At 39.8% G+C, this 25,799-nt stretch carries 26 protein-coding genes and 1 riboswitch; of the genes, 14 read left to right on the plus strand and 12 right to left on the minus strand.

The features are described from left to right. Positions 1-34: 34 nt before the first annotated feature. The 9 genes from rplQ to MKY65_RS00875 all read left to right on the plus strand — a co-directional run bounded on the left by rplQ (position 35) and on the right by MKY65_RS00875 (position 8,640). Positions 35-388 (plus strand): 50S ribosomal protein L17, encoded by a 354-nt coding sequence (gene rplQ / locus MKY65_RS00835; RefSeq protein WP_042530831.1) that lies wholly within the window; start codon positions 35-37, stop codon positions 386-388. Between the two features lie 798 nt (positions 389-1,186). Next, the gene (locus MKY65_RS00840; RefSeq protein ID WP_042530833.1) at positions 1,187-2,029 is read left to right on the plus strand and encodes an energy-coupling factor ABC transporter ATP-binding protein; all 843 of its coding nucleotides are present in this window, start codon (positions 1,187-1,189) and stop codon (positions 2,027-2,029) included. Then, on the plus strand, positions 2,005-2,874 hold the full coding sequence (locus MKY65_RS00845) for an energy-coupling factor ABC transporter ATP-binding protein (protein WP_339181434.1): 870 nt from the start codon (positions 2,005-2,007) through the stop codon (positions 2,872-2,874). Before MKY65_RS00840 ends, MKY65_RS00845 begins: the two co-directional genes overlap by 25 nt. Further along, positions 2,867-3,664: an energy-coupling factor transporter transmembrane protein EcfT gene (locus MKY65_RS00850; protein ID WP_193064176.1), complete on the plus strand. Its 798-nt coding sequence runs from the start codon at positions 2,867-2,869 to the stop codon at positions 3,662-3,664. Before MKY65_RS00845 ends, MKY65_RS00850 begins: the two co-directional genes overlap by 8 nt. Before the next feature lie 22 nt (positions 3,665-3,686). Continuing rightward, entirely contained in the window at positions 3,687-4,460 is a 774-nt protein-coding gene (truA, locus tag MKY65_RS00855; RefSeq protein WP_339181436.1) for a tRNA pseudouridine(38-40) synthase TruA, read from the plus strand. Positions 4,461-4,693: 233 nt separating this feature from the next. Then, positions 4,694-5,131 (plus strand): 50S ribosomal protein L13, encoded by a 438-nt coding sequence (rplM, locus tag MKY65_RS00860; RefSeq protein ID WP_339181438.1) that lies wholly within the window; start codon positions 4,694-4,696, stop codon positions 5,129-5,131. A gap of 19 nt (positions 5,132-5,150) precedes the next feature. Beyond that, entirely contained in the window at positions 5,151-5,543 is a 393-nt protein-coding gene (gene rpsI / locus MKY65_RS00865) for a 30S ribosomal protein S9 (RefSeq protein ID WP_042530842.1), read from the plus strand. A 376-nt stretch (positions 5,544-5,919) separates the two neighbouring features. Next, on the plus strand, positions 5,920-7,464 hold the full coding sequence (locus MKY65_RS00870; RefSeq protein WP_339181441.1) for a BCCT family transporter: 1,545 nt from the start codon (positions 5,920-5,922) through the stop codon (positions 7,462-7,464). A 42-nt stretch (positions 7,465-7,506) separates the two neighbouring features. Beyond that, on the plus strand, positions 7,507-8,640 hold the full coding sequence (locus MKY65_RS00875; RefSeq protein WP_339181442.1) for a M20/M25/M40 family metallo-hydrolase: 1,134 nt from the start codon (positions 7,507-7,509) through the stop codon (positions 8,638-8,640). A 171-nt stretch (positions 8,641-8,811) separates the two neighbouring features. On the opposite strand, the gene MKY65_RS00880 is transcribed toward MKY65_RS00875, so the two are convergent. Genes MKY65_RS00880 through MKY65_RS00890 form a run of 3 tightly spaced genes read right to left on the minus strand, consistent with a single transcriptional unit; the run spans position 8,812 to position 12,988 of the window. After that, a complete protein-coding gene (locus MKY65_RS00880; RefSeq protein WP_339181445.1) occupies positions 8,812-9,663 on the minus strand; it encodes a PRD domain-containing protein in 852 nt (283 codons plus the stop codon). A 25-nt stretch (positions 9,664-9,688) separates the two neighbouring features. Beyond that, the gene (locus MKY65_RS00885) at positions 9,689-11,092 is read right to left on the minus strand and encodes a glycoside hydrolase family 1 protein (RefSeq protein WP_256705484.1); all 1,404 of its coding nucleotides are present in this window, start codon (positions 11,090-11,092) and stop codon (positions 9,689-9,691) included. Between the two features lie 36 nt (positions 11,093-11,128). Beyond that, complete coding sequence (locus MKY65_RS00890) at positions 11,129-12,988, minus strand: beta-glucoside-specific PTS transporter subunit IIABC (protein ID WP_339181447.1); 1,860 nt, start codon at positions 12,986-12,988, stop codon at positions 11,129-11,131. Positions 12,989-13,477: 489 nt separating this feature from the next. Between MKY65_RS00890 and MKY65_RS00895 the strand changes: the two genes are divergently transcribed. After that, complete coding sequence (locus tag MKY65_RS00895; RefSeq protein WP_339181449.1) at positions 13,478-14,686, plus strand: MFS transporter; 1,209 nt, start codon at positions 13,478-13,480, stop codon at positions 14,684-14,686. A 150-nt stretch (positions 14,687-14,836) separates the two neighbouring features. On the opposite strand, the gene MKY65_RS00900 is transcribed toward MKY65_RS00895, so the two are convergent. The 4 genes from MKY65_RS00900 to MKY65_RS00915 all read right to left on the minus strand — a co-directional run bounded on the left by MKY65_RS00900 (position 14,837) and on the right by MKY65_RS00915 (position 17,914). Continuing rightward, positions 14,837-15,151, minus strand: a complete 315-nt coding sequence (locus tag MKY65_RS00900) for a multidrug efflux SMR transporter (RefSeq protein WP_042530860.1) — start codon at positions 15,149-15,151, stop codon at positions 14,837-14,839. Beyond that, positions 15,151-15,492 carry a multidrug efflux SMR transporter gene (locus MKY65_RS00905; protein WP_042530862.1) on the minus strand — a complete coding sequence of 114 codons (342 nt, stop codon included), beginning with the start codon at positions 15,490-15,492 and terminating at the stop codon, positions 15,151-15,153. Before MKY65_RS00905 ends, MKY65_RS00900 begins: the two co-directional genes overlap by 1 nt. 72 nt (positions 15,493-15,564) lie before the next feature. Continuing rightward, positions 15,565-15,661: riboswitch (guanidine-I (ykkC/yxkD leader) on the minus strand. Between the two features lie 263 nt (positions 15,662-15,924). Further along, positions 15,925-17,277, minus strand: coding sequence for an MFS transporter (locus MKY65_RS00910; RefSeq protein WP_339181451.1), 1,353 nt, complete (start codon positions 17,275-17,277; stop codon positions 15,925-15,927). Between the two features lie 277 nt (positions 17,278-17,554). Continuing rightward, positions 17,555-17,914: a winged helix-turn-helix transcriptional regulator gene (locus tag MKY65_RS00915; protein WP_042530866.1), complete on the minus strand. Its 360-nt coding sequence runs from the start codon at positions 17,912-17,914 to the stop codon at positions 17,555-17,557. A gap of 201 nt (positions 17,915-18,115) precedes the next feature. On the opposite strand from MKY65_RS00915, the gene hxlA reads away from it, so the two are divergent. Then, the gene (gene hxlA, locus MKY65_RS00920) at positions 18,116-18,748 is read left to right on the plus strand and encodes a 3-hexulose-6-phosphate synthase (protein WP_339181452.1); all 633 of its coding nucleotides are present in this window, start codon (positions 18,116-18,118) and stop codon (positions 18,746-18,748) included. Positions 18,749-18,755: 7 nt separating this feature from the next. Then, positions 18,756-19,313: a 6-phospho-3-hexuloisomerase gene (hxlB, locus tag MKY65_RS00925; RefSeq protein ID WP_042530870.1), complete on the plus strand. Its 558-nt coding sequence runs from the start codon at positions 18,756-18,758 to the stop codon at positions 19,311-19,313. Between the two features lie 136 nt (positions 19,314-19,449). Here the strand turns inward: hxlB and MKY65_RS00930 are convergent, their stop codons facing one another. The 5 genes from MKY65_RS00930 to MKY65_RS00950 form a co-directional block, all read right to left on the minus strand. Then, positions 19,450-19,776, minus strand: coding sequence for a branched-chain amino acid transporter permease (locus MKY65_RS00930; RefSeq protein WP_139089184.1), 327 nt, complete (start codon positions 19,774-19,776; stop codon positions 19,450-19,452). Beyond that, a complete protein-coding gene (locus MKY65_RS00935) occupies positions 19,776-20,486 on the minus strand; it encodes an AzlC family ABC transporter permease (protein WP_339181455.1) in 711 nt (236 codons plus the stop codon). Before MKY65_RS00935 ends, MKY65_RS00930 begins: the two co-directional genes overlap by 1 nt. A gap of 35 nt (positions 20,487-20,521) precedes the next feature. After that, on the minus strand, positions 20,522-21,076 hold the full coding sequence (locus tag MKY65_RS00940; RefSeq protein WP_339181458.1) for an XRE family transcriptional regulator: 555 nt from the start codon (positions 21,074-21,076) through the stop codon (positions 20,522-20,524). A 143-nt stretch (positions 21,077-21,219) separates the two neighbouring features. Then, positions 21,220-23,817 carry a bifunctional acetaldehyde-CoA/alcohol dehydrogenase gene (adhE, locus tag MKY65_RS00945; RefSeq protein WP_339181459.1) on the minus strand — a complete coding sequence of 866 codons (2,598 nt, stop codon included), beginning with the start codon at positions 23,815-23,817 and terminating at the stop codon, positions 21,220-21,222. Positions 23,818-23,878: 61 nt separating this feature from the next. Further along, positions 23,879-24,106 (minus strand): hypothetical protein, encoded by a 228-nt coding sequence (locus tag MKY65_RS00950; protein WP_042530880.1) that lies wholly within the window; start codon positions 24,104-24,106, stop codon positions 23,879-23,881. A 640-nt stretch (positions 24,107-24,746) separates the two neighbouring features. On the opposite strand from MKY65_RS00950, the gene MKY65_RS00955 reads away from it, so the two are divergent. Both MKY65_RS00955 and MKY65_RS00960 read left to right on the plus strand, forming a co-directional pair. After that, positions 24,747-25,067 (plus strand): antibiotic biosynthesis monooxygenase, encoded by a 321-nt coding sequence (locus MKY65_RS00955; RefSeq protein ID WP_339181462.1) that lies wholly within the window; start codon positions 24,747-24,749, stop codon positions 25,065-25,067. Between the two features lie 253 nt (positions 25,068-25,320). Further along, the gene (locus tag MKY65_RS00960; protein WP_339181463.1) at positions 25,321-25,719 is read left to right on the plus strand and encodes a hypothetical protein; all 399 of its coding nucleotides are present in this window, start codon (positions 25,321-25,323) and stop codon (positions 25,717-25,719) included. Positions 25,720-25,799 lie beyond the last annotated feature (80 nt).

Genomic DNA, 25,799 nt, shown 5'->3' on the forward strand with positions numbered 1-25,799 from the left:
ACCTGACTAGTTTCAAAAAAGGGAGGGATAGTCCGTGGCTAGAAAATTAGGACGTTCAACAGATAGTCGTATGGCTCTTCTTCGCAACCTTGCAGCTGATGTAATCATTCATGAACGCATTGAAACAACAGAAGCAAAAGCGAAAGAGTTAAGATCGATTGTAGATAAAATGATTACTCTTGGTAAGCGTGGGGATTTACATGCACGCCGTCAAGCTGCAGCATTTTTATACAACAAAGAAGCGGATGAAGAAAATAATGTAATTCAAAAACTATTTGATGATGTTGCTGCGCGCTATGAAGATAGACAAGGTGGATATACACGCGTTCTTAAACTTGGTGAACGCCAAGGCGATGGCGCTAAAATGGCAATCATTGAGTTGGTTTAATTACTACAAACGGCAAGGGGCAGGACTCAATCTCTCTCAGAGGTTATCCAAGCCCTTTTTTTGTATTGGAAAATGATTATTAATGGCTCTTGACCAAAATATATGATTGAGAAATTAGAGGTAAATTTGATAGTGGTGACCGCTACGGAAAAACACTACGCTTTCCATGGGCTTGCGCTCAGCCTCCTCGAAAAAAAGAAGATCACTTTTTTCCTGCGGGGTCTTCCCACTGGGACTGCGATTACTCGCCCCACCGAAAACCATTGCGCTTTCCCATAGGAGTCTCCGTGTTTTTCCTTCGCTAGATAGTTTTAATCCATATTTTATCTTTAATCTTAATCATTAATTCTGGTTTAGGTCCATTAATTAGCTAATAAATTTATTTTTTCTTTAAAGAAATCTGCAAATATTGCTATAGTTTTGAGTGATAAAGAGAACTTAAATAATACTTTAGTCAATACCCAGCGGAAGAAATACACGGAGACTCCCGTGGGAATGCGCAGTGTGAAGCCCCCGCAGAAAAGCGGTTTTCTTTTCTACCTGCGGGGCATAAGCGCGACTTTGCTTCTGTCTACGCCTGACGGTTTGCCAATCAGCAAGTCTTCTTTAAAGGAGGCTGAGGACAAGCCCACAGGAAAGCGTAGTGTATTTCTGGAGCGTTGGCTAGAACTGCTATCAAACTTCATTAGCCAGAGTTTTTGAACAAATACTTTCTTTCATCAGATGGTATGGGTAAAATAATAACCATAATAGAAAAAACAAATTACATAATAAACAATAGGAGAAGGGGGTGTCTGGATGGACAGAAAAAAGCTAGTAGAGTTTAAGAATGTTTCCTTTCAATATGAGGAAGAGGGAGCGCTTGTGTTAAATCAGGTCTCCTTTGAGATTTATGAAGGCGAATGGGTTGCGATTATTGGACACAATGGCTCTGGAAAATCAACCATCGCCAAGCTGCTTAATGGATTATTAATGCCAAAAGACGGGGAAATCGTTGTCGATGGTCAAAAAGTAGATGATGATACCGTCTGGGATATACGTAAAGACGTAGGGATGGTCTTTCAAAATCCAGATAATCAATTTGTTGGGGCAACCGTTCAAGATGATGTGGCATTTGGAATGGAAAACAGAGGAATCCCCAGAGAAGAGATGAGAGAGAGAATCCAGCGCACCTTATCTGCCGTTCGTATGCAGGATTATTTAATCACTGAACCCCACCGGCTGTCTGGCGGGCAAAAACAGCGAGTGGCGATTGCCAGCGTCTTAGCGATTGCTCCAAAAGTATTGATTTTAGATGAGGCAACGGCGATGCTTGATCCGACAGGCAGAAAAGAAATTATGCATACCGTGAATGATATTCAGGAATCAGAAGGACTTTCTCTGATTACCATTACACATGACTTGCAGGAGATTGTTCAAGCAGATCGTGTGATTGTGATGAATAAGGGAGAAATCTGGGAAGAAACCACACCAAGAGAGTTATTCCTGCAGCGGGAAAGCTTGCGTGAAATTGGCTTGGACGTGCCCTTTGTTGCACAATTAACTGATGAGCTGATGAAGCAGGGCGTCGAATTAAAAGAAGCAGCATTAAACCACGAAGAGTTGTTGGAGGAATTATGGAAATTCAATTCAAAGATGTAAGTTATATTTATCAAGAGAATAGTCCCTTTGCCCACAAAGCCCTTGAAGACATTTCTTTCACAGTAGAAGATGGTTCGTTTGTTGCTGTGATTGGTCATACAGGCTCTGGGAAATCAACACTCATCCAGCATTTAAATGGTTTAAGCCTGCCGAGCAGGGGAGAGATAACGATTGGTGATTTCCTGCTGAGTTCAGAAGGAAAGCCTAAGAATATCCGTGATTTAAGAAGAAAAGTTGGTGTGGTGTTTCAATATCCGGAGCATCAGCTATTTGAAGAAACCGTTGCGAAGGATATTGCTTTTGGTCCGAAAAATTTTGATGTGGAGCAGGAGGAAATTGACCGCAGAATAGATCGGCTTCTCCCTGCCGTCGGGCTGCCAGCAGAAATATTAGAGCGTTCTCCGTTTGATTTAAGCGGCGGACAGAAGCGGCGTGTGGCCATTGCAGGCGTCTTAGCGATGGCTCCAGAAGTGCTTGTATTGGACGAGCCGACTGCCGGACTGGATCCGCGCGGACAGCGTGAAATCATGGATATGTTTTATCAGCTGCATCAGGAGCGCCAACTGACGACGGTATTGGTAACACATAGCATGGAGGATGCGCTCGCTTATGCGGATAAAGTGATTATTTTAAATGGCGGTCAAAAATATATGGAAGGTCCGCCGCTTGAGGTATTTAAACAAACAGACAAGCTGCAGGAGGTCCAATTAGATACGCCGGAGGTCATTCATTTTCTGAATCAGTATAATGAACGATTCGGTACTTCTTTAAACTATCAGCACCAAACCTTGCAGGAATTAGCAAATGAGATAAAAAGGCAGCTGGAGGTGGAATCGGATGAATAATGCATTAATTATTGGTCAGTATGTTCCTGGAAACTCCTTTATCCACCGGTTAGACCCAAGAACCAAAATCACAGTTGTGTTTTTCTTTGTGATTGTTGTCTTTTTTGCAAACAATGTACCGACGTACAGTCTATTAACTGCTTTTTCTTTGCTTTGTGTACTGAATTCCAAAGTACCGTTACAGTTTATATTAAAAGGATTGCTGCCCGTCTGGTTTTTAATTATTTTCACATTTATTCTGCATCTGATTATTACAAACGAAGGAAATGTCGTAGTCGATTGGGGATTTTTTAAGATTTACAGCGGGGGGATCATCCAAGGCTTTGCGATTTCCTTACGCTTTTTCCTGCTTATCCTGACGACTTCTTTATTAACGTTGACAACCACACCGATTGAAATAACGGATGCCATGGAGGAAATGCTTCACCCATTGAAAAAAATTAAGTTTCCTGTTCATGAGCTGGCGTTGATGATGTCTATTTCTCTGCGGTTTATTCCGACATTGATGCAGGAAACAGATAAAATATCCCGGGCGCAGGCGGCACGCGGTGTTGATTTTCGTACAGGTCCGGTGAAGGATCGGATTATGGCAGTTATTCCTTTATTGGTTCCTTTGTTTGTGAGTGCATTTAAACGGGCCGAGGACCTGGCAATGGCGATGGAAGCGCGCGGTTATCAAGGCGGGGAAGGGAGAAGCAAGCTCCGTGAATTGCACGTAGGTACAAAGGATATTCTGGTATTGATTGCTTTTGTACTAATGCTGGCGGCCTTGTTTGTATTAAGACAGTAAGGAAAGGAAAGGGACTGTGTAAATGGAACGGATAAAATGCACCATTACTTATGATGGTTCAGGATTTGCGGGTTTTCAGGTACAGCCTGATCACCGGACTGTTCAGGGGGCGCTGGAAAAAGTCTTAGCTAAAATCCATAAAGGGGAAACGATACGTATCCAGGCCTCGGGTCGAACCGATACAGGTGTCCATGCAGTCGGACAGGTTATTCATTTTGATACCCCTTTAACGATACCTGAACGGAACTGGAAACAAGCTATGAATACACTTCTGCCGGATGATGTCCGGATAGTGCATGTGGAGAGAGTGAATGATGCCTTTCACGCCCGCTACAGTGTTAAGCAGAAAGAATATCATTATGTCGTCTTGAACCGGGAAGACCCCGATGTATTTCGCCGGAACTATGCATTGCACTTTCCTAAATGTCTTGATATAGAAGCCATACAAGCTGCCTGTAAGCATTTAGAGGGGACACATGACTTTACCACCTTTTCTTCTGCAAAGTCGTCTGTAAAAGGCTCTAAAATACGTACATTGTTCCATGCATCCTGCAGGAAGAAAGAAGACGATATTGAATTTGTTTTCCGTGGAAGTGGATTTTTATACAATATGGTGCGGATAATGGTCAGTGCACTTTTGGACGTGGGAATTGGCAAGCGGCGTCCAGAGGAAATACCAGCCCTCTTAGCTGCAAAAGAGAGAGGCCAGCTGGGAAAGACGATTTCACCGAATGGACTGTATTTATGGGAAGTAAGCTATCATGAGCAGGAAAAAGAGAAGGATTCCGGAGATTAAAAGAATAGACACAAAAAAGAGAAGGATTCCGGAGATTAAAAGAATAGACACAAAAAAGAGAAGAATTTTTTCAATTACTTTCATACGAGGCTTGACTTTTGGTTTGGAAAAGTATAAGATGATATATGGCATTTTATTTCTAAACCATGATTAGCCCCGGAATCTAATTATGTTAAGAATAAAAATATGATTACGAAGAATAAAGAATGAACGATATATGGAGGGAAAAAATCATGCGCACAACTTTCATGGCAAATGAAGCGAACATCGAACGCAAATGGTTGGTTGTGGATGCGGAAGGACAACGTTTAGGACGTTTAGCAAGCGAAGTAGCTGCTATCTTACGCGGTAAACATAAACCTACGTACACACCACATGCAGACACAGGTGATTATGTAATTATCATCAATGCAGACAAAATTGAACTATCTGGAAACAAAATGAATGACAAAATGTACTATAATCATTCCCAGCATCCAGGTGGATTAAGAGCACGTAACGCATACGAAATGCGTACAAAATATCCTGAAGAAATGCTTGAAGTTGCAATCAAAGGAATGCTTCCAAAAGGACCTTTAGGACGTAAAATGAAGAAGAAATTGCACGTATACAGAGGCGCTGAGCATAGCCATCAAGCTCAAAAACCAGAAGTTTACGAACTTCGCGGATAATTAAAGGGAGGTAAATGAATTGGCACAAGTACAATACTATGGCACAGGTCGCCGTAAAAAGTCAACTGCCCGCGTACGTCTAGTACCAGGTACAGGAAACGTTACAATCAATGGTCGCGATGCTAGAGACTATTTTCCATATGAAACACAACTTTTAATCTTGAACCAGCCGCTTGCTACTACAGAAACTCAAGGAACATATGATGTTCTTGTAAATGTACATGGCGGAGGATTTACTGGTCAAGCAGGTGCAATCCGTCACGGAATCGCACGTGCTTTACTGCAAGCAGATCCAGAATACCGTGCTTCATTAAAAACAGAAGGATTTCTTACACGTGATCCTAGAGCGAAAGAGCGTAAGAAATACGGTCTTAAGAAAGCCCGTCGTGCTCCTCAGTTCTCAAAACGTTAATAACCAACTATATCAAGAGTTACGCCCATTTGGACAATTTCTCCAAATGGGCGTTTTTATATAAAAGCAGCTGAATAACGTCAATTAATGTTATTTTTCACAATGAAAAATAGATTTAATGCTTATCATCCGGCTGAATGATTTTTACATAATGCGGATTAAGCTCAACCGCATAATAAGGAGGATATCTTTTTATTATCTGTATCTAACTATATAGTGATGAGACACAGTAATGATCCCAGAATAGAGGTATACGCTTAGAGCTTATAAGAATTGTTTAACGACAAACAATTACAGAAAATGATTGTCTTCTAGGGTTAGTCTTTTTTAGAGAGTCTTCCTGTAACATAACGAAGAAAATATGGAGGAATTGCTTTTGAGTAAGAAGGTAGATATTAAATTAATAGCTTTAACGATTACCTTGTTAATGTGTGTTGTCGTGCCCATTGTATTTTGGCCAGATGGAACATCCAAGATAATTAATGATTTTTTTCATATGATGACAACAGATTTTGCATGGGCATTTTTGTTAATCGGATTTGGATGTACGATATTTGTTATATTTATAATAATTTCAAAATACGGAAATATCCGATTAGGCGGAGAAGATGCGAAACCTCATTATAAAGGTTTTACTTGGATATCAATGATTATTACTTCTGCATTAGCCGCAGGAATACTTATTTTCGGTATTGTAGAGTGGATGTTTTATGTCGAATCTACTCCATTTGGGATAGAGCCCAGATCTGTGGAAGCATATGAAATGGCATCTGCCTATGGGATGTTCCACTGGGGTTTTTCAGCCTCTGCATTTTACTTGCCGGCATCGTTAGCAATTGGGTATATGCTCTGGAATCGTAAGGGTAAATCCATGAAAATTTCAGAAGCATGCTCGGAAGTACTGGGTAAAGAAAAGACGAAAAATTCCTTCTTCAAGCTCATCATTGATGGAGTCGTAACATTTTGTTTTGTAGGTGGTTTATTAATAACTGTAGGACTTGGAACTTCTGTTATAGGAGAGCTTATTGGTGACTTATTTAACGTAGATAATACACTTACATTAAGAATTACGATTATCTTTGCATTTTGCGCATTTTTTATTGCCGCTACATCAAAATCAATTGCTAAAGGTATGGCGAAAATAAGTAATTTTAATATTTATTTAGCGCTTGCGTTTTTCTTGTTTGTCTTTATCGTAGGCCCGAAGTCATTTATTTTAAATAATGTTGTGATGGCTGTAGGTACGAATATTACAAACTTTGTTAAGATGAGTTTTTATACGGATGCAGTTGCCCAGACAGGGTTTATTCAGAATTGGACAATCTTTTATTGGGCGTGGTATTTAAGTTTATCCATTTCTATCGGTTTATGGGTAGCAAGAATATCTTATGGAAGAACATTTAGACAGATAGCAATAGGGGTTACCGTCTGTTTACCGTTAGCCTGCTGGTTGTCATTTGGTATATTAGGGAATTACGGTATGGGATTAGAAGTAAATAATATTGCGAATTTCTCAGAGATTGCAGTAACAGAGGGCAATAATGCAGCTACCCTTGCTGTACTAAAAACGATGCCTGTTTCAACGGTAGCAATCATTGTATTTATCGTATTAGTCTTTTTTAACCTTGCGACCAGTGCAACGAGTGTATCAACAATGGTAGCAATGATTACATCTAAAAATCTGCAAGTAAATGAGGAACCGAATAAATGGTTTAAAGTACTATGGGGATGTATTTTTATGGTATTGCCTGTGACCATACTATATTTAGAAAATGCGGTGGAAGAGCTGAATATATTAGGCATCATGCAATCGATGACCTCCTTATTTGGCGTGCCATTATTTTTTGTTAATGTTATTCTGATTTGGTCAGCAGTAAAAGCTATTAAAACAGATTATAAAAATAATAAGCTGAAAATATAAGGTGCATTTACCTGTAATATAAAAAGGATAGGAGGGATAAGGGTGTACGAGGACGTAGCTGTTGAATTAACAAAGGAATTTATTCGCATGGAATCCTTTTCCGTAGAAGGAAAACAGAAAATAATAGCGTTTATGTATCATAAAATTAAAGAAGAGACTGACGCAGAGATTCAAATAGTAGATGGCCATACGGAAAATCCATATTTGATCGCACATCATAAAAATGGAGAAGGGTATCATTTATTATTGCAAGGGCATCTGGATACCGTATCTTTAGATGGACTACAAGACCCCTTAAACCCAATTGAAAAAGATGGTGAAATATATGGCCGCGGCTCATGTGATATGAAGGCAGGAAGTGCAAGCAATTACGCTGCATTTAAGTATGCCTGTGACCATCAGGTTAAAGGCAATGTTTACTTAATGTATTCTACGGATGAGGAGACATACGCACAGCAAACCGTATCCGCTTTTGAAAGAGGCTTGTTGCCAAGCTGTGATTTGGGTGTTATATCTGAACCAACGGATCAAGCCCTGATGGTTGCGCAAAAGGGTAATGCTTGGATAGAAGTAGAATTTATTGGTAAAAGCGCTCATTCCAGCATGCCTGAGCTCGGTGAAAATGCAATCTACATGGCATCTGCATTTATACAGGCATTTCAAAAGTATACAGAGGAAAAATTCAAAAAGAATTCCCATCCGCTGTTAGGGGAAGCAAAAATGAATGTTGGGGTGATAGAAGCTGGTAAACAAGCGAATAGTGTACCAGCGAATTGCAGGATTGTGATTGATAAAAGATACTTGCCCAATGAAACCATAAATGATTTTCAAGAAGAAATTGATATTGTAGCCAAAAGGCTAAAGGATACTTATCCGGCATTCCGTTATCAAACGAACATCTTAGTGGATTGCACGCCGATGGAAATAGATAGCAGTTCAGAAAAATTTCTTCAACTTAAGGCGATACTTGAGAAAGAGCTGGATAGAAAACTAAAAGTTGACGTATTTGGAGGCTGGGGAGAAGGCGGTACGCTTGCTAAATATGCGACAGATACATTGTATTTCGGTCCAGGAAATTCGATTTATGCACACACGGATGAGGAAAGAGTGGGAATAGAGGCAATTAAAGAAGTTACGAGCGGAATCATTGCCATTGTAAAAAATAAGTGTGTGTAAAGTAAATAAGGATAAGTATAAGCTGGTGTTAAAGGCGATTTTAGCATGAATTTAGGGGAATTTATAAATAGTTAAATTCAAGAAAAGGGTTCTCGATACCTGTTAATATTCATCCCATAATATTAAAATCTCCTCAAGGCAGAAGCCTCGAGGAGATTTTAATAACAGCAGTTATGATTTATTGGGATCATCTCTTAGTATCCGATTAATATGAATGATTAAGTAAAGCTTCTCCTGCCTAGTCAGATCAATCGCATATTTTTGTCTTACAAAATGTGTAATGCTTTCAATAATCTTATTCTCCAGCTGCATTGATTGGCTCAATTGATCAAACAGGATGTCAGTATCGGTGTCTTTAAAAATTTGATTTTTGATGATTCTCTCAGCAAAAAACTTTAGATGCGTAATAAATCTTGTATAAGAAAGGCTTGCTTTATCGAAATGGGCATTCGCTTTTCTTTGAACGATTGCTTCAATATGATCGATCAGCTTGGCAATTTGCGCTTCCTCATGATAGGATTCTGAATTTAAACGTGCATTGACAAAATGCATTCCAATGGCAGAGGCTTCACTTTCAGGAAGATCTATTCCCATTGTTTGATTGATCAGGTTTACGGCGAATCTGCCAACTGCATATTCCTTTGGATAATATTTCACAACCTCCACATAGGTAAATTTCTCTCCAAGGTTTCCTTCATGAAATCTGCGGACAACAAAAGAAATATGGTCAGACAGTGACAGGTATAAATAATCCATCACTTCCATATCGTATTCTTTTGTGGCAAATTCAATGATTTCTTTTACAAGATTAAAATACCTATCATCCAGCTCACTTGCCAGCTGTATAAAGTTCTTCAAAATGGTTTTGTCTTTTAGGATAAATGTTTTCTCTATTTCAGAATCTTGAATCTGGCAGCCAATTGATTTCTTATATCCGATTCCCTTGCCCATTAAGATGTATTCATTTCCTGAATCATTGATTGCTAATACTAAGGAATTGTTCATCACTTTTACGATCTGCATGGCTACGTTCCTATTCCTTTGCTGATTAATTTAATCCATTGTTTTTAATAACATCTTGATACCAGTAAAAACTGTCCTTCTTAATTCGACGCAATTCTTTGAGATCAAAATCTTCTCTGTCTATATAAACCAGACCATAACGCTTCATAAAGCCTTGACGGGAGCTTAGCAAGTCCATTACAGACCATGGGGAATACCCAAACAGCTCGACACCATCTGAAATGGCATCATTACATGCGGCAATATGATCTTTTAAGTATTCAATCCGGTAATCATCATGTATTTTACCATCTTCTGTTAGCTGATCGCCAGTTCCTAAGCCGTTTTCTGTGATAATCATCGGTAAACGATACTTTTCATAATAATCATTTAGTAAAAGTCTTAAGCCGGTTGGATCTACTTGAATCCCATAATCTGTTACTTCGAGATTTGGGTTCTTTTCAATTTTAAAGTATCCATATAAGTCGAAATCAATATCATTTTCCTTTGTTCCGAATGGATGAGCATCATCGGCAGGCAGATAGCTGGCTACCAGCGTACGGTAATAGTTTACGGCGATATAATCCGGCTTTGATGCTTTGAGAATTTCTTCGTCCTCTGGCTGTGTTTCTGGATAAATATCACATTTCTTCAGATATTCTTTATAGTATCCCGGATACTCTCCGAAACAATACATTTCTAAGGCATAATTGGTTTTGAAATTATCGTTCATTCTGGCTGCCCACACATCTTCCGGCCGATTGGAGCTTGGATATGTCATGGTGGAGGATACAGCCGGTCCGATTTGTCCATCTGGAAGCATTTCACGGCAAGCGTTCGTAGCAAGCGCATGCGCTAGAAACATATGATAATCCATTTGTGCTCTCACTTTTTCAGCCTGTTCACTTGGCACATCATACATATTCATGCGAATATTAACACGAATCATTAGATTTTGTTCATTATGCACCTGCCAATGCTTTACACGATCGCCGAAAGCTTCAAAACAGGTTTTTGCATACTTTTCAAAAGCAAAAGCACAATCACGGCTTTCCCAGCCATTGTACTTTTCAACCAGAGCAAATGGCAGATCAAAGTGGTACAGCGTCACAAATGGAATAATATCATTCTCTAATAAGAAATCAATCACATTGTTGTAGAAATCAATCCCCTTTTGATTCACTTCTCCATCTCCATCTGGAATAATTCTCGCCCAGGAAATAGAGAAACGGTAAGCTTTTAAACCAAGTTCCTTCATTAAAAGAATATCTTCTTTATAGTTATGGTAGAAATCACTGGCAACTCTGGTATCTGCTTGTACATCTGATTTTTGGAATGCATTGTAATCCGCTACCGTTTTACCTTTGCCATCTTTGTCCCATGCTCCTTCAATTTGGAAGGCGGAGGAGGAGGCTCCCCACCAGAAATCTTTGCTGAAATAATTTTTCATTATCGTCACTCCTATATATTATTTAATTATTTTTTATCAAACAGTTCTATCCGTATTGCTTTCTACAATGAAAACACCTTGCAACTGCGAAGAATTGGTGACAACCATTGGGGTGGTGAGATCATAGCCTTTTGCTTCAATTTCTTCTATATTAAACGAGACAATTTTGGTCCCTTTGCGTATCTCATCACCGGCGCTCACATGGGCTTCAAATCCATCTCCATTTAATTCCACGGTATTAAAGCCGATATGAATTAATAATTCAGCGCCATTTTCCAGCTGCAGCCCGATAGCGTGCAATGTCGGGTAGAGAACAGATACTTTACAGTCGGCTGGCGCTGCCACTTCACCGGTTGTTGGATAAACTGCTGCTCCTTCTCCTAATGCGCCTGATGAGAAAACTTCATCTTTTACTTCAGATAATGGAATCAGCTTTCCCTGGACTGGCGAAGGAATAGTTACTTCTGTGTCTGTTCCTGTCCTTGGAGCTTCCTCCTCGCTGTCTCCAAGGCCTTCATCCGAAGCATCCTCTTCTTCAGGAATATCCTTAAAACCAAATAACATCGTCATCGCTGCAGCCCCAAAGAAGGCAATCGCAATACCAATAATATAACATAAGAATGCTTTTGTCCCTGCTTCAATATAGACCGGGATGGTTAAAAAACCCTGGTTGGCAAAGGCTGTGCCATAGGATCCGCCCCAGCCCATCAGACCGCCGCCTATCGCTCCGCTGATTACTGCATAAATCATCGGTTTTTTCAGACGAAGATTAACCCCGTAAATGGCTGGCTCGGTAATTCCGAAAAGTGCTGTTACGGTTGCCGTTGCAGATAACGTTTTTAATTTCTTATTTCTCGTTTTTAAAAATACACCTGCAGCAGCTCCTGCCTGAGAAAAGTTAGCAGCACCTGCAAATGCTAAAAGATTCTGCTGACCAGTTTGTGCCACATCATTAATTCCAATTGGCAGAATGGCTTTGTGAGCACCGAATATAACAAGCACACACCAGATTCCGCCAATAAAAGCACCTAATAAGGTTGGACTGATATCCATAATGATATAGTATAGCCAATTGATGAAGTTACCTAAGTGAATGCCGATAGGTCCAAAAATAATTAATGTCGCTGGTACCATCACTAATAGCGTGAAGGTTGGCACCATAATAATTTTTAAAACCTCGGGGGTGATGCGTTCAAAAAAGCGCTGAACATATGCCATGATAAATACAGCAATAATGATCGGGATAACCGTTGAGGTGTAGTCTGCTAATGTGACATTAACTCCTAAAAACGTAACGGCTGAACCGCTTGTCATTAAATCAACCAGATCCGGGTAGCATAGCGTTGCTGCCAGTACCATTGCAATTAATTCATTTGCCTTAAATACTTTCGCCGCTACATAACCAATCATAATCGGGAAGAAGTAAAATAAAGCATTGGAGGTGGCATCTAATATCCGGTACGTATTGTATTCTTTAATATCCACATTCCAATAATAAGCTGCGATCATAACCGCAAGAGCCAGAATTCCTTTCAGCATGCCGGATGCAGCAATTGCCGGGATAATCGGAATAAATATGGATGTAAATGTATTTAAGATTCGGCTTCCGATAGACCCTTTATTCTCTTCTTTATTTTCCGCTTTATTTAAATCACCCAGAAGAAGTTGAATTTGATCATGTACTTCCGCCACCTTATTTCCAATCACAACCTGATACTGCCCGCTATTCTCGACAACCGAGATAACCTCGTCCATCTTTTCTAAATTCGCCTTGTTTGCTTTTTTTGTGTCATATAACGTAAAACGCAAACGTGTATAGCAGTGGGTTAATCCAGAAACGTTTTCCTTTCCACCCACGTTGTTTAAAATGTCCTGTGCCACCTGTTGATAGTTCATGTTATTTCTCCCTCGCTAAAAATTAATCCACTGGCCAACGGATAAAATATGAAGAACACATATTGACACAAAAAAAGACCAAACGCACACAAATAATCTCAAGGGGAAAACACAGCTTTCCCATGATTATTAAAGTGTACACTTGATCTTGCCTGCATTATCAGTAACACGTCAAATGTATTCCAGTATGAAGCTTTGCAAATATACTAACACGCTTTCATTTTCGATGCAAGCGATTTTTAAATCTTTTTTTCTGGAAAAAATGAAGAAATAAATGATGCTTGTGCAAATTTTAATCTTAGGATATGATACTGCATTAGAACTTTGAAAATAGAGATTGTACTGAAAAATCTTTGTTTTAAAGCAGTTAGAAAAGCAGGGGAAACGAATCGGGAAACCGCTAAAAAACAGGAGAAAAAGGCCTGATTATATGCTGCGTAAACCTAATTCCCCAACATTTCACTGGAAAATAGAAGGAGTAATGAAAAGATGAATAATGCACAAAAAAAGCAGGCATCGTTAATTTTATGGGTTGTTGTCTGTTTCTGGTTCGCGCAATATGTTTACATTCCCTATCAAACGACCTACTTAATTATGGTAAATATTTCTAGTAATCTGGTAGGTATGATTATTGGTGCATATGGCATTTCACAGCTTATGCTCCGGCTGCCAGTAGGTATTTTGGCTGATCTTAGCAGCAATCACAAGCTGTTTATCATACTTGGATCTTTATTTGCGGGCGGCGCCTCGCTAAGCAGGATTTTACTGCCGGATGATATTGGCTTTTTCCTTGGGAATATTTTATCAGGAACTGCAAGCGCCACCTGGATTTCTTTTATGATTCTTTATATGAGCTTTTTTAACCAAAAGGATCAGATACGCGCCACCAGCAGAATTATTATGGCTAACAATGCCGGCATGCTGCTTGGTTTTGTAACCAGTACGCTTCTCTATGATAAAGTCGGCATGATGATGATTTGTGCCTTCAGTTTAGCTGCAGGACTGATTGGTTTTGTACTCGCTTTCTTTCTTCAATCAACCAAACCATCTCATCACACAAATAACGTTTCCTTCAGGGAATTAATAAAGGTGACTGCAAATAAAAGCTTAGTTCTTTTTTCCTTCTTGGCATTAGTGCAGCAGGGTGTGCAAATGTCTACCACCATGTCCTTTACAAACCAGATTGTTCAGGAGCTGGGCGGCTCCAATCTAGTTATTGGTATGTCGTCTATTATTTATATGCTGTCAGCAGTCGTTTTTGCCAGATTGGCTTCGACTAAATTCCTGGCAATGATGTCTATGAAGTTATGGATTTGTTTCAGCTTTCTCTTCCTCGGCATTTACTGTGTACTGGTTCCCCAGACAAATTCTATCTTGCTTGTTTGCCTTTTACAACTGATACCGGGATTAGGTACTGGAATTTTGTTCTCTCTCCTGACCTCCAGTGCTATGCAGTCGATTCCTGACCAAAAGCGTTCTACTGCAATGGGCTTCTTTCAAGCTGTCTATGCGCTGGGAATGACAATTTTTCCAATAATTAGCGGGAGTATTTATGAGCATTTATCCATGAAGCATGCATTTATTTTTTTAGCGGGGACATGCTTTCTGGCTTGTTCAATTTCTTTTATTCACTTTAGAAGACAGGAAAAAAGGGAGAAAGAAGTTAATCAAAAAAGGGAGGTGTATCAACAAATTTAATTGGTTTTAAATTTGTTGATAAAACGAAAGCCTCACTACTTCCTTCTTTGATATTTGAGCAAGCAGTGAGGCTGCATTATTTTAGTTTGAATATAGATTTAATAACCAATAAATTGATATAAGCAGTGAAAATTATTTTTTAGAGATGCATTACGAAAATAATTTTAACCCGACAGCCGCTCCTAAAACCATGGCGATACACACCATTCGCTTCCATTCCTTTGGTTCATTATAAAAAAGCATTCCTGCTATTGCCCCCCCAGAGGCGCCGATACCAGTCCATACCGCATAAGCAGTCCCCATAGGCAATGTTTCCATAGCGTACGAAAGGAAAAAGAAGCTGGCTCCAAAACCAAGAACGAGTAAGACCAATGCCTGCCAATTACGATCTTTATGCAGCTTGTTTATCATCGTTACACCAACTACTTCGAATAATCCAGCGATAATTAATGAAGTCCAGGCCATTACGATTCAGCTCCTTCTGTCTCTTTGTCTTTCGTTACTAACTTCAAACCAATAACACCGGCTAATAAAATGGCGATCAAAAGAATCTTTATAAACTGAAACGGCTCGCCGAAGAAAGCAATATCTGCAAACGTTGTTCCTGCTGTTCCCAGTCCGACAAAAACAGCATAAACCGTTCCAACAGGAAGCTTCTTCCCAGCCATGATCATTAAATAGAAACTAAGAATGATCGCGATAATTGTTCCTGTCCAAGTCCAAAAATCATCGGCATGCTTTAGCCCGATTACCCAAAAAACTTCAATAACTGCTGCGATAATTACTTGTAACCACACCATATTCATGTAGATAACACCTCCGCGTTTATTCTTTCCAATAAAAAACAAAAAAACCTGAGAGATAACTGTATAAACAGTCTCTCCCAGGCTTTTATCCTTCCGTGGCACAGCTCAGGCTGTGAGTTTTCTCTCGGACCAGACCAATTTGTATTGCGGAACCCTAGAAAACATTCTCATATAATGAAGTTAATTTCCATTATACACAAAGTGCAGGTTTATTCAAGTCTCGTAACGTTCGTAGTGTCACCAAAAAACAAGGAAAAGAAATCAAAAGATATCAGAGGAAGTGCATTTAAAATTGGCATATTACTATTTTTATCAATTACTTCCTAAGCAGAATGATTAAAGAAAGAAGCCTGCACATTCGCTGTGAATGAAGCAGATAAGGTTAAAAACAGCAATCCTCCATTATTTTAAAATAGAGGATTGCTGTTTTTCCTATGCGTCTTTACCCCGCAATTTCCCCGGAAGCTTAAACGCCAGAGCCACAACAACTATACAAAAGACAAAACAAACCATTGCAACGAGATGCAGGTGCTCTGTATCTAAATGACGATTAAATGTTAAACCAAGGAGGCTGGAGGATAAAATTGAACCCAAATAGCGGCTGGTTTGAAATAATCCGGAAGCGGATCCCGTATCCTCTGGGTCCACATGTTCATAAAGTGCTGTTTGTGCAGAGATATTATTAAAGCCGTTACTCATGCCAAGGACAGCCATAATAATAACCAGCCAGATCAAAGGAGAGCCATCATTATATGTTAATAGCAGACCGGTACCGCCTAAAAGCAAGAAAGCACCGATGACCATCGGCAGTTTAGAACCGTATTTATCAATCAGACGGCCGGCTAAGGGCGAAACAATGACACCGAATCCTGCCAGGGACAACATAATTACGCCCGTATGCTGCTCGCTATATTCACGAACCTGCTGCAGATAAGTTGGAAACCCAAAAAAGAAACAATAATGTATCAGGTTAATACTCATGAATTGTAAGTAAATAAAAGAAACATAGCGATTTTTCGTTAACCCTTTGACATCAATAAAGGGTTCTTCCTGCTTAAGCTCGAAAAAGTAAAAGCCGACAGCAGCAGATAAAAAGAGCAACAATGCCCACCAGCGAATATTCTGATCCAGCGAAAGCAAGAACAGAATTAATCCTACAATCGCGATAATAAAAAGAAGGATACCGCTGAAATCAATCCGTTTTGCTTCAAATTCTCCTTGTCCTGTATTCGGTAAAATAAAAAGAGCCAGTAAAAAGGATAAAATAATAAACGGAAAATTAATCAGGAAAATGGAATGCCAATCCCAAGAAGCGACTAAAAATCCGCCAATAGAAGGACCGAAAGCGGCAGATGTGGAAGCAAAGATCGATAATACAGCCAATGCTTTTCCTTGTCCTTTTGTAATATGTGTCCGAACCATACTCATGCCGCTGGGGAATAAAGTGGAACTCCCAATCGCCTGCAAGGCACGGCAACCCAATAAAAACGGGTAGTTTGGTGAAAAGGAAGCTAATATCGATGCGGCTGCTACGATAATGAGCCCGGCCATAAACAGCTTTTTCGGACCAAACATATCACTCAATTTGCCCATGACAGGCTGCCCGGCTGCGCTTGCGAGGTAAAAGATAGAAATTAGCCAGGAAGCATCCGCGAAGGTTAATGTAAATTCATTCTGTAATCGTGTTAATGCCACTGAAATCATCGATGAGTTTAACGGATTGAGCAGTGTTCCAAGTCCAATCGTTAAAATGAACAACCATGGTTTACGAATCGTTTCTGTCATTGTATGCATCACCTTATGTATGTAAATTACAGTCGTATTTTCTGCCGAAGAAAGGGCAGTTAAACAAATTTGTCGAACCAATGTGTATTGTAATGGATTGGTTAAGTGCCTATTTGATTATTTTAGTCTTTTTTCGAGTTTATTGCAAAAGGGCTAAAATAATGAAGCGCATAAAAAGCCTTGAACGATTATCGCTGTTCAAGGCTTGGTCATACATTTGTTGTAAATGAAGCGTGATAAAAAATAATTACCACATAGCATGTCAACAAGAATGTATCTATTTCATAGCGGTCTGATCCTCTTTTTCTAACACATTCTCAATATAATCCTTGCCCCATTCATACATTGCATCTAAAATCGGCAACAGCTTTTCGCCGTGCTTTGTAAGAGAATACTCTACTTTGGGCGGAACAACGGGATATACTTCACGGTGAACGATTAAATGGTCTTCCAGCTCGCGTAATTGATTAACAAGCATTCTTTGGGTAATACCGGGCATCAGTGCCTTTAATTCACCAAAACGTTTTGTCCCTTCCTTGCCCAGATGCCACAAAATCAACATTTTCCACTTCCCGCCAATGACCGCAAGTGTTAATTCCTTTTCACAATTAAAAGTTCTCTCTCCTAAATTCGGCATTTCCTTCACCTCCGCTTTATTTCATCCAATAGTATACTTTTTAGCACTATATGCGGTAAAAGTGCGTACTTCTCATTTCCGGATATACTCAGTATACTTGATGACATGCTGATGCGTAAATAGGGTTTGAAGCGGTAATGCGAGCTTGCCTTCTAAAAACCATTTAGCACAATAAATTTAAAAAATGAGGGAGCGAAAATAATGAAATTACAATTAGCGCTAGATCTTGTCGATATTCCAGGAGCAATTGATTTAATAAAAGAGGTAGAAGAGCATGTCGATGTGGTAGAGATTGGAACACCTGTCGTGATTAATGAAGGACTAAAAGCGGTGAAGGAAGTAAAGACTGCTTTTCCTGACTTAACGGTATTAGCAGACTTGAAAATTATGGATGCGGCTGGATACGAGGTAAGCCAAGCGTCTGCTGCAGGTGCGGATATTATCACCATTCTTGGCGCTGCGGAGGATGAGTCCATAAAAGGCGCTGTAGAAGAAGCGAAAAAGCAAGGCAAACAAATCCTGGTGGATATGATTGCTGTAAAAGATATCGAAACTCGTGCAAAAGAGCTGGATGAACTTGGTGCAGATTATATTTGCGTTCATACAGGATATGATTTGCAAGCTGTAGGGCAAAATTCTTTTGAAGATCTGCATACCATCAAGAGCGTTGTCAAGAATGCGAAAACAGCGATTGCAGGCGGAATCAAATTAGAAACACTTGCTGAAGTCGTGAAGCATCAGCCTGATTTAATTATTGTAGGCGGAGGAATTACGAGTAAAGAAGATAAAAAAGCTGCTGCAAGCGAAATGAAAGAATTAATGTTGCAAGGGTAATGTAAAGATGAAAACAACCCAATATTTAACCAACATTGTTCAAGAACTAAGTCAAACAGCAGAACTTATATCTGATTCAGAAACAGAGAAATTAGTGAATCAGATATTAGCATCCAAGAAGGTTTTTGTGGCTGGTGCAGGAAGATCTGGATTCATGGCGAAATCCCTCGTCATGCGAATGATGCATATGGGTCTGGAAGCTTATGCCGTGGGGGAGACGGTAACGGCTAATTTAGAGAAGGATGATTTATTAATCATCGGATCAGGCTCAGGGGAAACGAAAACATTAGGAGCTATTGCTGAGAAAGCAAAAAGCCTTGGAGGAATTGTTGCGGCTGTAACCATTTCTCCTCAATCCACTATTGGTGAGTTAGCTGATATTACGATTGAATTACCAGGGGTAACAAAGGATCAGTCTGAAGGCGGTTATAAGACGATTCAGCCGATGGGATCTCTTTTTGAACAAACGTCCTTATTATTTTATGATGCCTTGATTCTGTGCTGTATGGAGAAAAAAGGTTTGGATTCACATAAGATGTATGGTAAGCATGCTAATCTTGAATAAAGTAGAACCAAAATAATAGAGGATATGCAGTGAAACGCTATTTGTGATGCGTGCTTACTGCCTATCCTCTATAAGTAATTAAAATGCGAATATAATCAAGCAGAAGGTATGTCTACTTAACCCTCGTTTTCTCACATCAAAAAACAACCTGTACCAAAACCATATAAAATATGGTCCCGCCCGCAATAGACAGCAGCATGCTCCGCTTCCAATAGTGCAGGCCGATAATTAACCCAATTGCCAGAAGCTCTGGCAGGAAGCCTTCTAATGATGTAACCTGCACATCTTTTAAGGAATAAACAACTAATAATCCAAATACAGCTGGCGGTAAGACGTATCCTAAGTATTTAATATATTTTGGCGTAGGCTTATCTGCTTTAAAAATCATAAACGGCAGGAATCTCGTTAACAAGGTGCCTGCAACCACACAAGCAATCATAATGATTTGCTGGGTTATCGACATCATGATGAAATCACCTCATTTTTCGTAATGAATTTTTTAATGAGGCTCAGAAAAATCAAGATGATAAGCATGGCAGGAATAATAAAGTTTTCTGTGCCAAATAGAATTAAACATAAAACGGAAGCGGCTATCCCGATGAGGGAGCTGATATGATTACGCTCTTTCATCCACTGGTCTAAAAAGATAACCACGAACAGTGCCGTCATCACGAATTCCAGACCATCCGTATTAAAGGTAATCAGCGAACTGAATAAACTGCCGACAGTGGCACCGCTGACCCAGTAGATTTGATTTAATAAGGTGACATAGAACATAAACCATCCGCTATTTATGTCAGAAGGTGTGCGGGCGGTATTGTTAATAACAAAGGATTCGTCGCACATCCCATAGATGAGATACATTTTTTTCTTGCCGGTTCCTTTGAATTTATCTAACATAGAGATACCATAGAAAAGGTGTCTGGCATTAATCATTAGCGTTAATAAAAATGCACTGAATGGGTTAAATGCTCCCAATAGCAGGCTCCCAGCTACAAATTCCATGGAACCGGCGAAAATAAGAACACTCATTAGAATGGCATAGATTGGCGGAAACCCTAAAGAATGCATGTAAACGCCATAAGCAATGCCTAAAAAAGTAAATCCTGCCAGTATCGGCAACGTTTTTGGAAAGGCATATTTCAACGTAGATAGATGTTCATTTAAAGACATATTTCATTCACTCGCTTTCAAACAATGGAAACTATTTATTTTGCATAATAGATTAAAACAAGAAGGTGAAGTATCTTATCACCGATATTTCTGTAGATATGGGTTTGATCCCCGTCAAAAATAATTGCTTCTCCTTCTTCAATTTTTTCGACAGTACCGTCAATATCCATTTCTAATTGACCCTCTTGTACAAATACGTGTTCTTCCACACCTGGATTGTGAGGAGATGATTTATGTTCATTTTCAGGGTCCAGCTCAACCATAAAAACTTCAAATTGCTTTTCCGGGGAAAAAGGTACAGCTGCATGGACTCTATAATGGTTTTCTGCTTCGGTAACCAAATATCTGTCTTGTTTTTTAATCACTCTAATCGGATTTGTCTGTTGACTGATCAGAGATGAAAAGGATACTTTCAGACCATTGGCAATTTTCCAGAGTGTGGTTACTGTTGGGACAGAGTCTCCGCGCTCGATTTGTGCAAGCATGGCTTTACTTACTTCAGTGAGTTTTGCCGTTTTATCTAAACTTAAGCCCCGTTCTTTGCGGATAGTTTGCAGGTTTTTACTGATATACTCTGTGATTTCCTTCATCGCCTTCCTCCTTCATAAATTCTTCTGTTTTATTTAGAAAATCATTATCTAATAATATAACATACTTTTAGATGTTATAACATACAAAAAACGGCATAGCTCTATTCGCTATACCGTTCTTATGTCTTATCTATTGCTATGAACTATCCCTTATACGCCTGGCGGTAAACCTCAGCCAATTCCGTTACAAGCGGCAATTTAGGATTCGCTGTGGTACATTGATCCTCGAAGGCACGGTCGGCAAGGTCATCTGCCTGCGCTTCAAATTCTTTGGCATCGACACCGTTTTCCGCGATGCTCATCGGAATATTTAATTCTTCTGCTAATTGGTAGATGGCCTGCACAAGACTTTCTACTCCCTGTTCTGTTGTTGCTGCTGGCAGCCCTAATACACGTGCAATCTCTGCATAGCGTTTGTCAGCGATAAAATGCTCATATTTAGGGAATGAAACGAATTTTGTCGGTTTCTTGGCATTATATCGAATCACGTGCGGCAAGAGAATAGCATTGGCGCGGCCATGTGCAATATGGAATTGGGCTCCTAATTTATGGGCCAGGCTGTGGTTGATGCCTAAGAACGCATTGGCGAATGCCATACCGGCTATCGTAGAAGCATTATGCATTTTTTCTCTTGCTAAAGCGTTACTGCCATCATGGTACGCTTGAGGCAGGTATTCAAACACCAGCTGAATCGCTTTGATTGCCAGTCCGTCCGTATAGTCATTAGCCATATTTGAAACATAAGCTTCAATCGCATGGGTCAATACGTCCATTCCGGTATCTGCTGTAACGGTTTTCGGCACTGTCATAACAAATTGCGGGTCAATAATCGCTACATCCGGTGTTAATTCATAATCTGCCAACGGATATTTTGTATTGGTCTCTTTATCGGTAATTACTGAGAAGGAAGTCACCTCAGAGCCTGTTCCGGATGTAGTCGGAATCGCGACAAACTGTGCCTGCTGACCCAGCTTCGGATATTGATAGACACGCTTACGAATATCCATAAACTTTTGTTTTAAGCCATTAAATTCTGTGTCTGGATGTTCATGGAACAGCCACATTCCTTTAGCTGCATCCATTGCTGACCCGCCTCCAAGTGCAATAATGACATCTGGCTGAAAGGCATCGATTGCTGCTGCGCCGCGCATGACGGTATCCTTTGACGGGTCTGCTTCTACATCAGAGAAGATTTCACAGTGAACATAATCCGGGCGTCTGCGCAGGTAATAGAGCACCTTGTCAACATAGCCTAATTCCACCATCATCGGATCAGTAACAATAAAGGCTTTAGATATATTTGGCATTTTCGCTAGATATTGAACCGCATTTTTTTCGAAATATATTTTAGGAGGTACCTTGAACCATTGCATATTTACATTCCTTCTCGCCATTTTTTTAATGTTCATTAAATGCATTGCCCCTACATTGGAGGAAACAGAGTTGCCGCCGTATGAGCCACAGCCAAGTGTCAGTGATGGCATATAAGCATTATAGATATCGCCAATCGCTCCGTGAGAAGATGGGGAGTTTAAGATGATTCGTCCTGCCTTCATCCTTTTACCGAAAGCATCCTGTATCTCCTGATTATCGGAATGAAGCACGGCAGAATGTCCCAGTCCTCCAAATTCCAGCATTTCCTCCGCGCGCTGCAGCCCTTCTTCCGTGCTGTTTACTTTATAAGCAGCTAAGACGGGGCTCAGCTTCTCGCGGGAAAGCGGATGCTCGGCTCCCACACCGGTTAATTCAGCAACAAGTATTTTCGTATCCTGAGGAACTTGAATACCAGCCATCTCAGCAATTTTCGATGCTTTCATCCCAACAATAACAGGGTTCACGGCACAGGTGTCCGCATTAATGACCAGCTTTTCTACCTTTGCTTTTTCCTCTTTGTTTAAGAAATATACGTTGTTATCTATCATTTCCTGTTCTACCTGCTCATAGATTTCTTTATCGACGATGATTGCTTGTTCAGAGGCACAAATCATGCCGTTATCAAAGGATTTAGATAGAATGACATCATTAACTGCACGTTTCACATTGACTGACTTTTCGATATAGCAGGGAACATTGCCGGCTCCTACGCCTAATGCCGGTTTTCCGGAGCTGTATGCCGATTTCACCATTCCCGGTCCTCCAGTTGCCAGAATGGTTGCGACGCCGTTATGCTTCATGAGTGCCTGCGTTGCTTTAATAGACGGCTTTTCAATCCACTGAATACAATTTCTTGGCGCCCCGGCTTTAACAGCTGCTTCATGGACAACTCTTGCCGCTTCCGAGCTGCATTTTTGGGCAGATGGATGAAAGGCAAAGATGATCGGGTTTCCTGTTTTAATAGATATAATAGATTTAAATAAGGTGGTAGAAGTCGGGTTCGTTACAGGCGTTACACCGGCTATCACACCAATTGGTTCAGCTATTTCAATCATGCCCTCCTGCTCATCTTTGCTGATGACACCAATCGTTTTATCATACTTGATATTATGATAGACATATTCGGTGGCGAAGATATTTTTGATGATCTTATCCTCATAGACGCCGCGGCCGGTTTCCTCGACAGCTAATTTTGCGAGCTCCATGTGCTGATCTAATCCTGCAAGCGCCATTTCCTTTACAATGTTATCGATTTGCTCCTGATTTAACTGCCGCATTTCGGTTAATGCTGTCTGAGCGTTCTGGACCAGCTTATCAATACTTTCCTCAACGGTTACTTCCTGTTTCATCTTCTCTTTTGTAATCATGTTAAAAGCTCCTTTATATTAGTTTGTGAAACATTGAGCATGATATTCCAAAAAAATAAAACTACATTGTTGACGGGTGACGGGGGACTTTGACAAAAGCTATATCTTTAATGAGACATGTATTCGGTTTGATAACTACGGTATAATGCTTCGTCCAAATATAATTTGGTATGTCATGACCTTCTTCCAGACACATCGCTTCAAAGGTATCGCCGATATGCTGTTCAAAGATTTCTTGTGAGTACGATTCAGCATCCGTGTTAAACTCTTTCCATTCATTTAGAATCATTTTTAATCACCCCTTTGTATTTTCTGACTTAAGCATAGCATCTTTCAGCGTGTTTGTGATAAAAAAAACTGTTACATATTTGTGAAATGTTTCACAAACTTATTTTATCCTAGTCAGCTTGCGTGATGAGAGGTGTTTTATATTGGGATTTCTGTTTTAAAGGAGGGGGTTTTATATCATTTCGCAGCTGTTACTTCCATAAATCGCCATACTTTGTTCTATTGTGCTGTGGGAAATGATATATTTCTTTTTATTTTGAATATGGTAGAATGATGCGGTATATCCATTTGCATATGGAGTCTTACCATCCGTTAAACTGATACATGTGACTTTTTTCGACATTATTTCCCCGGAAATATTCTTTGATGCGATTTTTTCAGACACGATTTGCATAGAAAATCCCTGCACAATAATTTGAATCGTATAATTTCGCGATTTGTATTGAATATAAGCTTTTGAGTAGGGAATGGGAGTTTAGCTATTGTTCATGATATTGTTGAAAGTCAGCAAAGTGCGCTTCATGCAAGAGGTTTGCATGGCATTCCGCTCATTCAGCATGCGGTAATGGGTGGAAAACAAGCAGGAGCGGTATTAGAATAGATATAAGGATGATTATCCAAATCAAAGGAGGCTGTGAACGATGATTAAAGTTGTAAATACATTACGCGTCAAAAAAGGAAAAGTAAATGAAGTCGCAGCGTTATTCAGCAAGGCTAAATCGGTGCATACCTTTAATGGATTTGTATTCATGGAGGTACTGATAAAAGAGAACACAGAGGAATATGATGAGCTGCAGGTCTGCACAACATGGGAAGATCATGCTTCCTTTGAAGTTTGGAGAGAAAGCAGAGAAACTAGAAAAGCCCATGAATCACAGGACAAACAAGAAAAAGAAGACAATCCGATTCTTGGTTCGGAAATATCTACATTTGAAATATTTGTCCAGCATCACCCAGCATAATTTCAATAGCATTGCTTCATAATACATGAAAATCCCGCTTTCCAATAAAGGAAAGCGGGATTTTTGCGGTTATCGACTTTCTTTTCTTTCATTAACTAGACGTTTCCCTGCAGTTTAAGAAAAATTTAATAAATGCTTTAGAAATTAATAATAGACGGGCTGTAATATCTATTCTATCGAATGATGCAGAAGACAACTAAACGGGGAGCGTGAAAGCAAGCCGAAAATATATTTGGAAAGGGAATGACTGTAAATGACAACTAACCAAGCAAAGCAGCAAACTAGAACACTTATTTTAGGATTAGGTGCGTTAGCACTTATCAGACCATTGATGAAAATAACCGGATTAATCCATATCTTTGGCAGTGAAGCGATAGGAAGTATTGCGATGACAATCCTAATCTCCATAGCCTGGATTCTGATTGTTATCAAGAAAAGGTTATCTAATCCAATTCCAGTTCTTGTTTTAGCAGGCGTCAGCTACGCAGCTTTTGCAATTATCCTAAGCGGTATCCTGTCGCCTGTTCTTGACGGCGGATTACAGGGGCCATTGACAAATCCAATTGCATTGGTCAGTGTTTTTATTACCAATATTGTTTGGGGATTTGTACTGGGTGTCATTGCTGCAGCAATACCATATAAAAAGGGATAGTTGTTTTGGAAAAGGCGTTTTTCCGAACGAAGGAAAAGCGCCCTTTTATAGATTCGAGACATTTCGTCAAGGATAAAAGA

Source organism: Oceanobacillus sp. FSL W7-1293 (assembly GCF_037969815.1).
GTDB classification, from domain to species: domain Bacteria; phylum Bacillota; class Bacilli; order Bacillales; family Amphibacillaceae; genus Oceanobacillus; species Oceanobacillus oncorhynchi.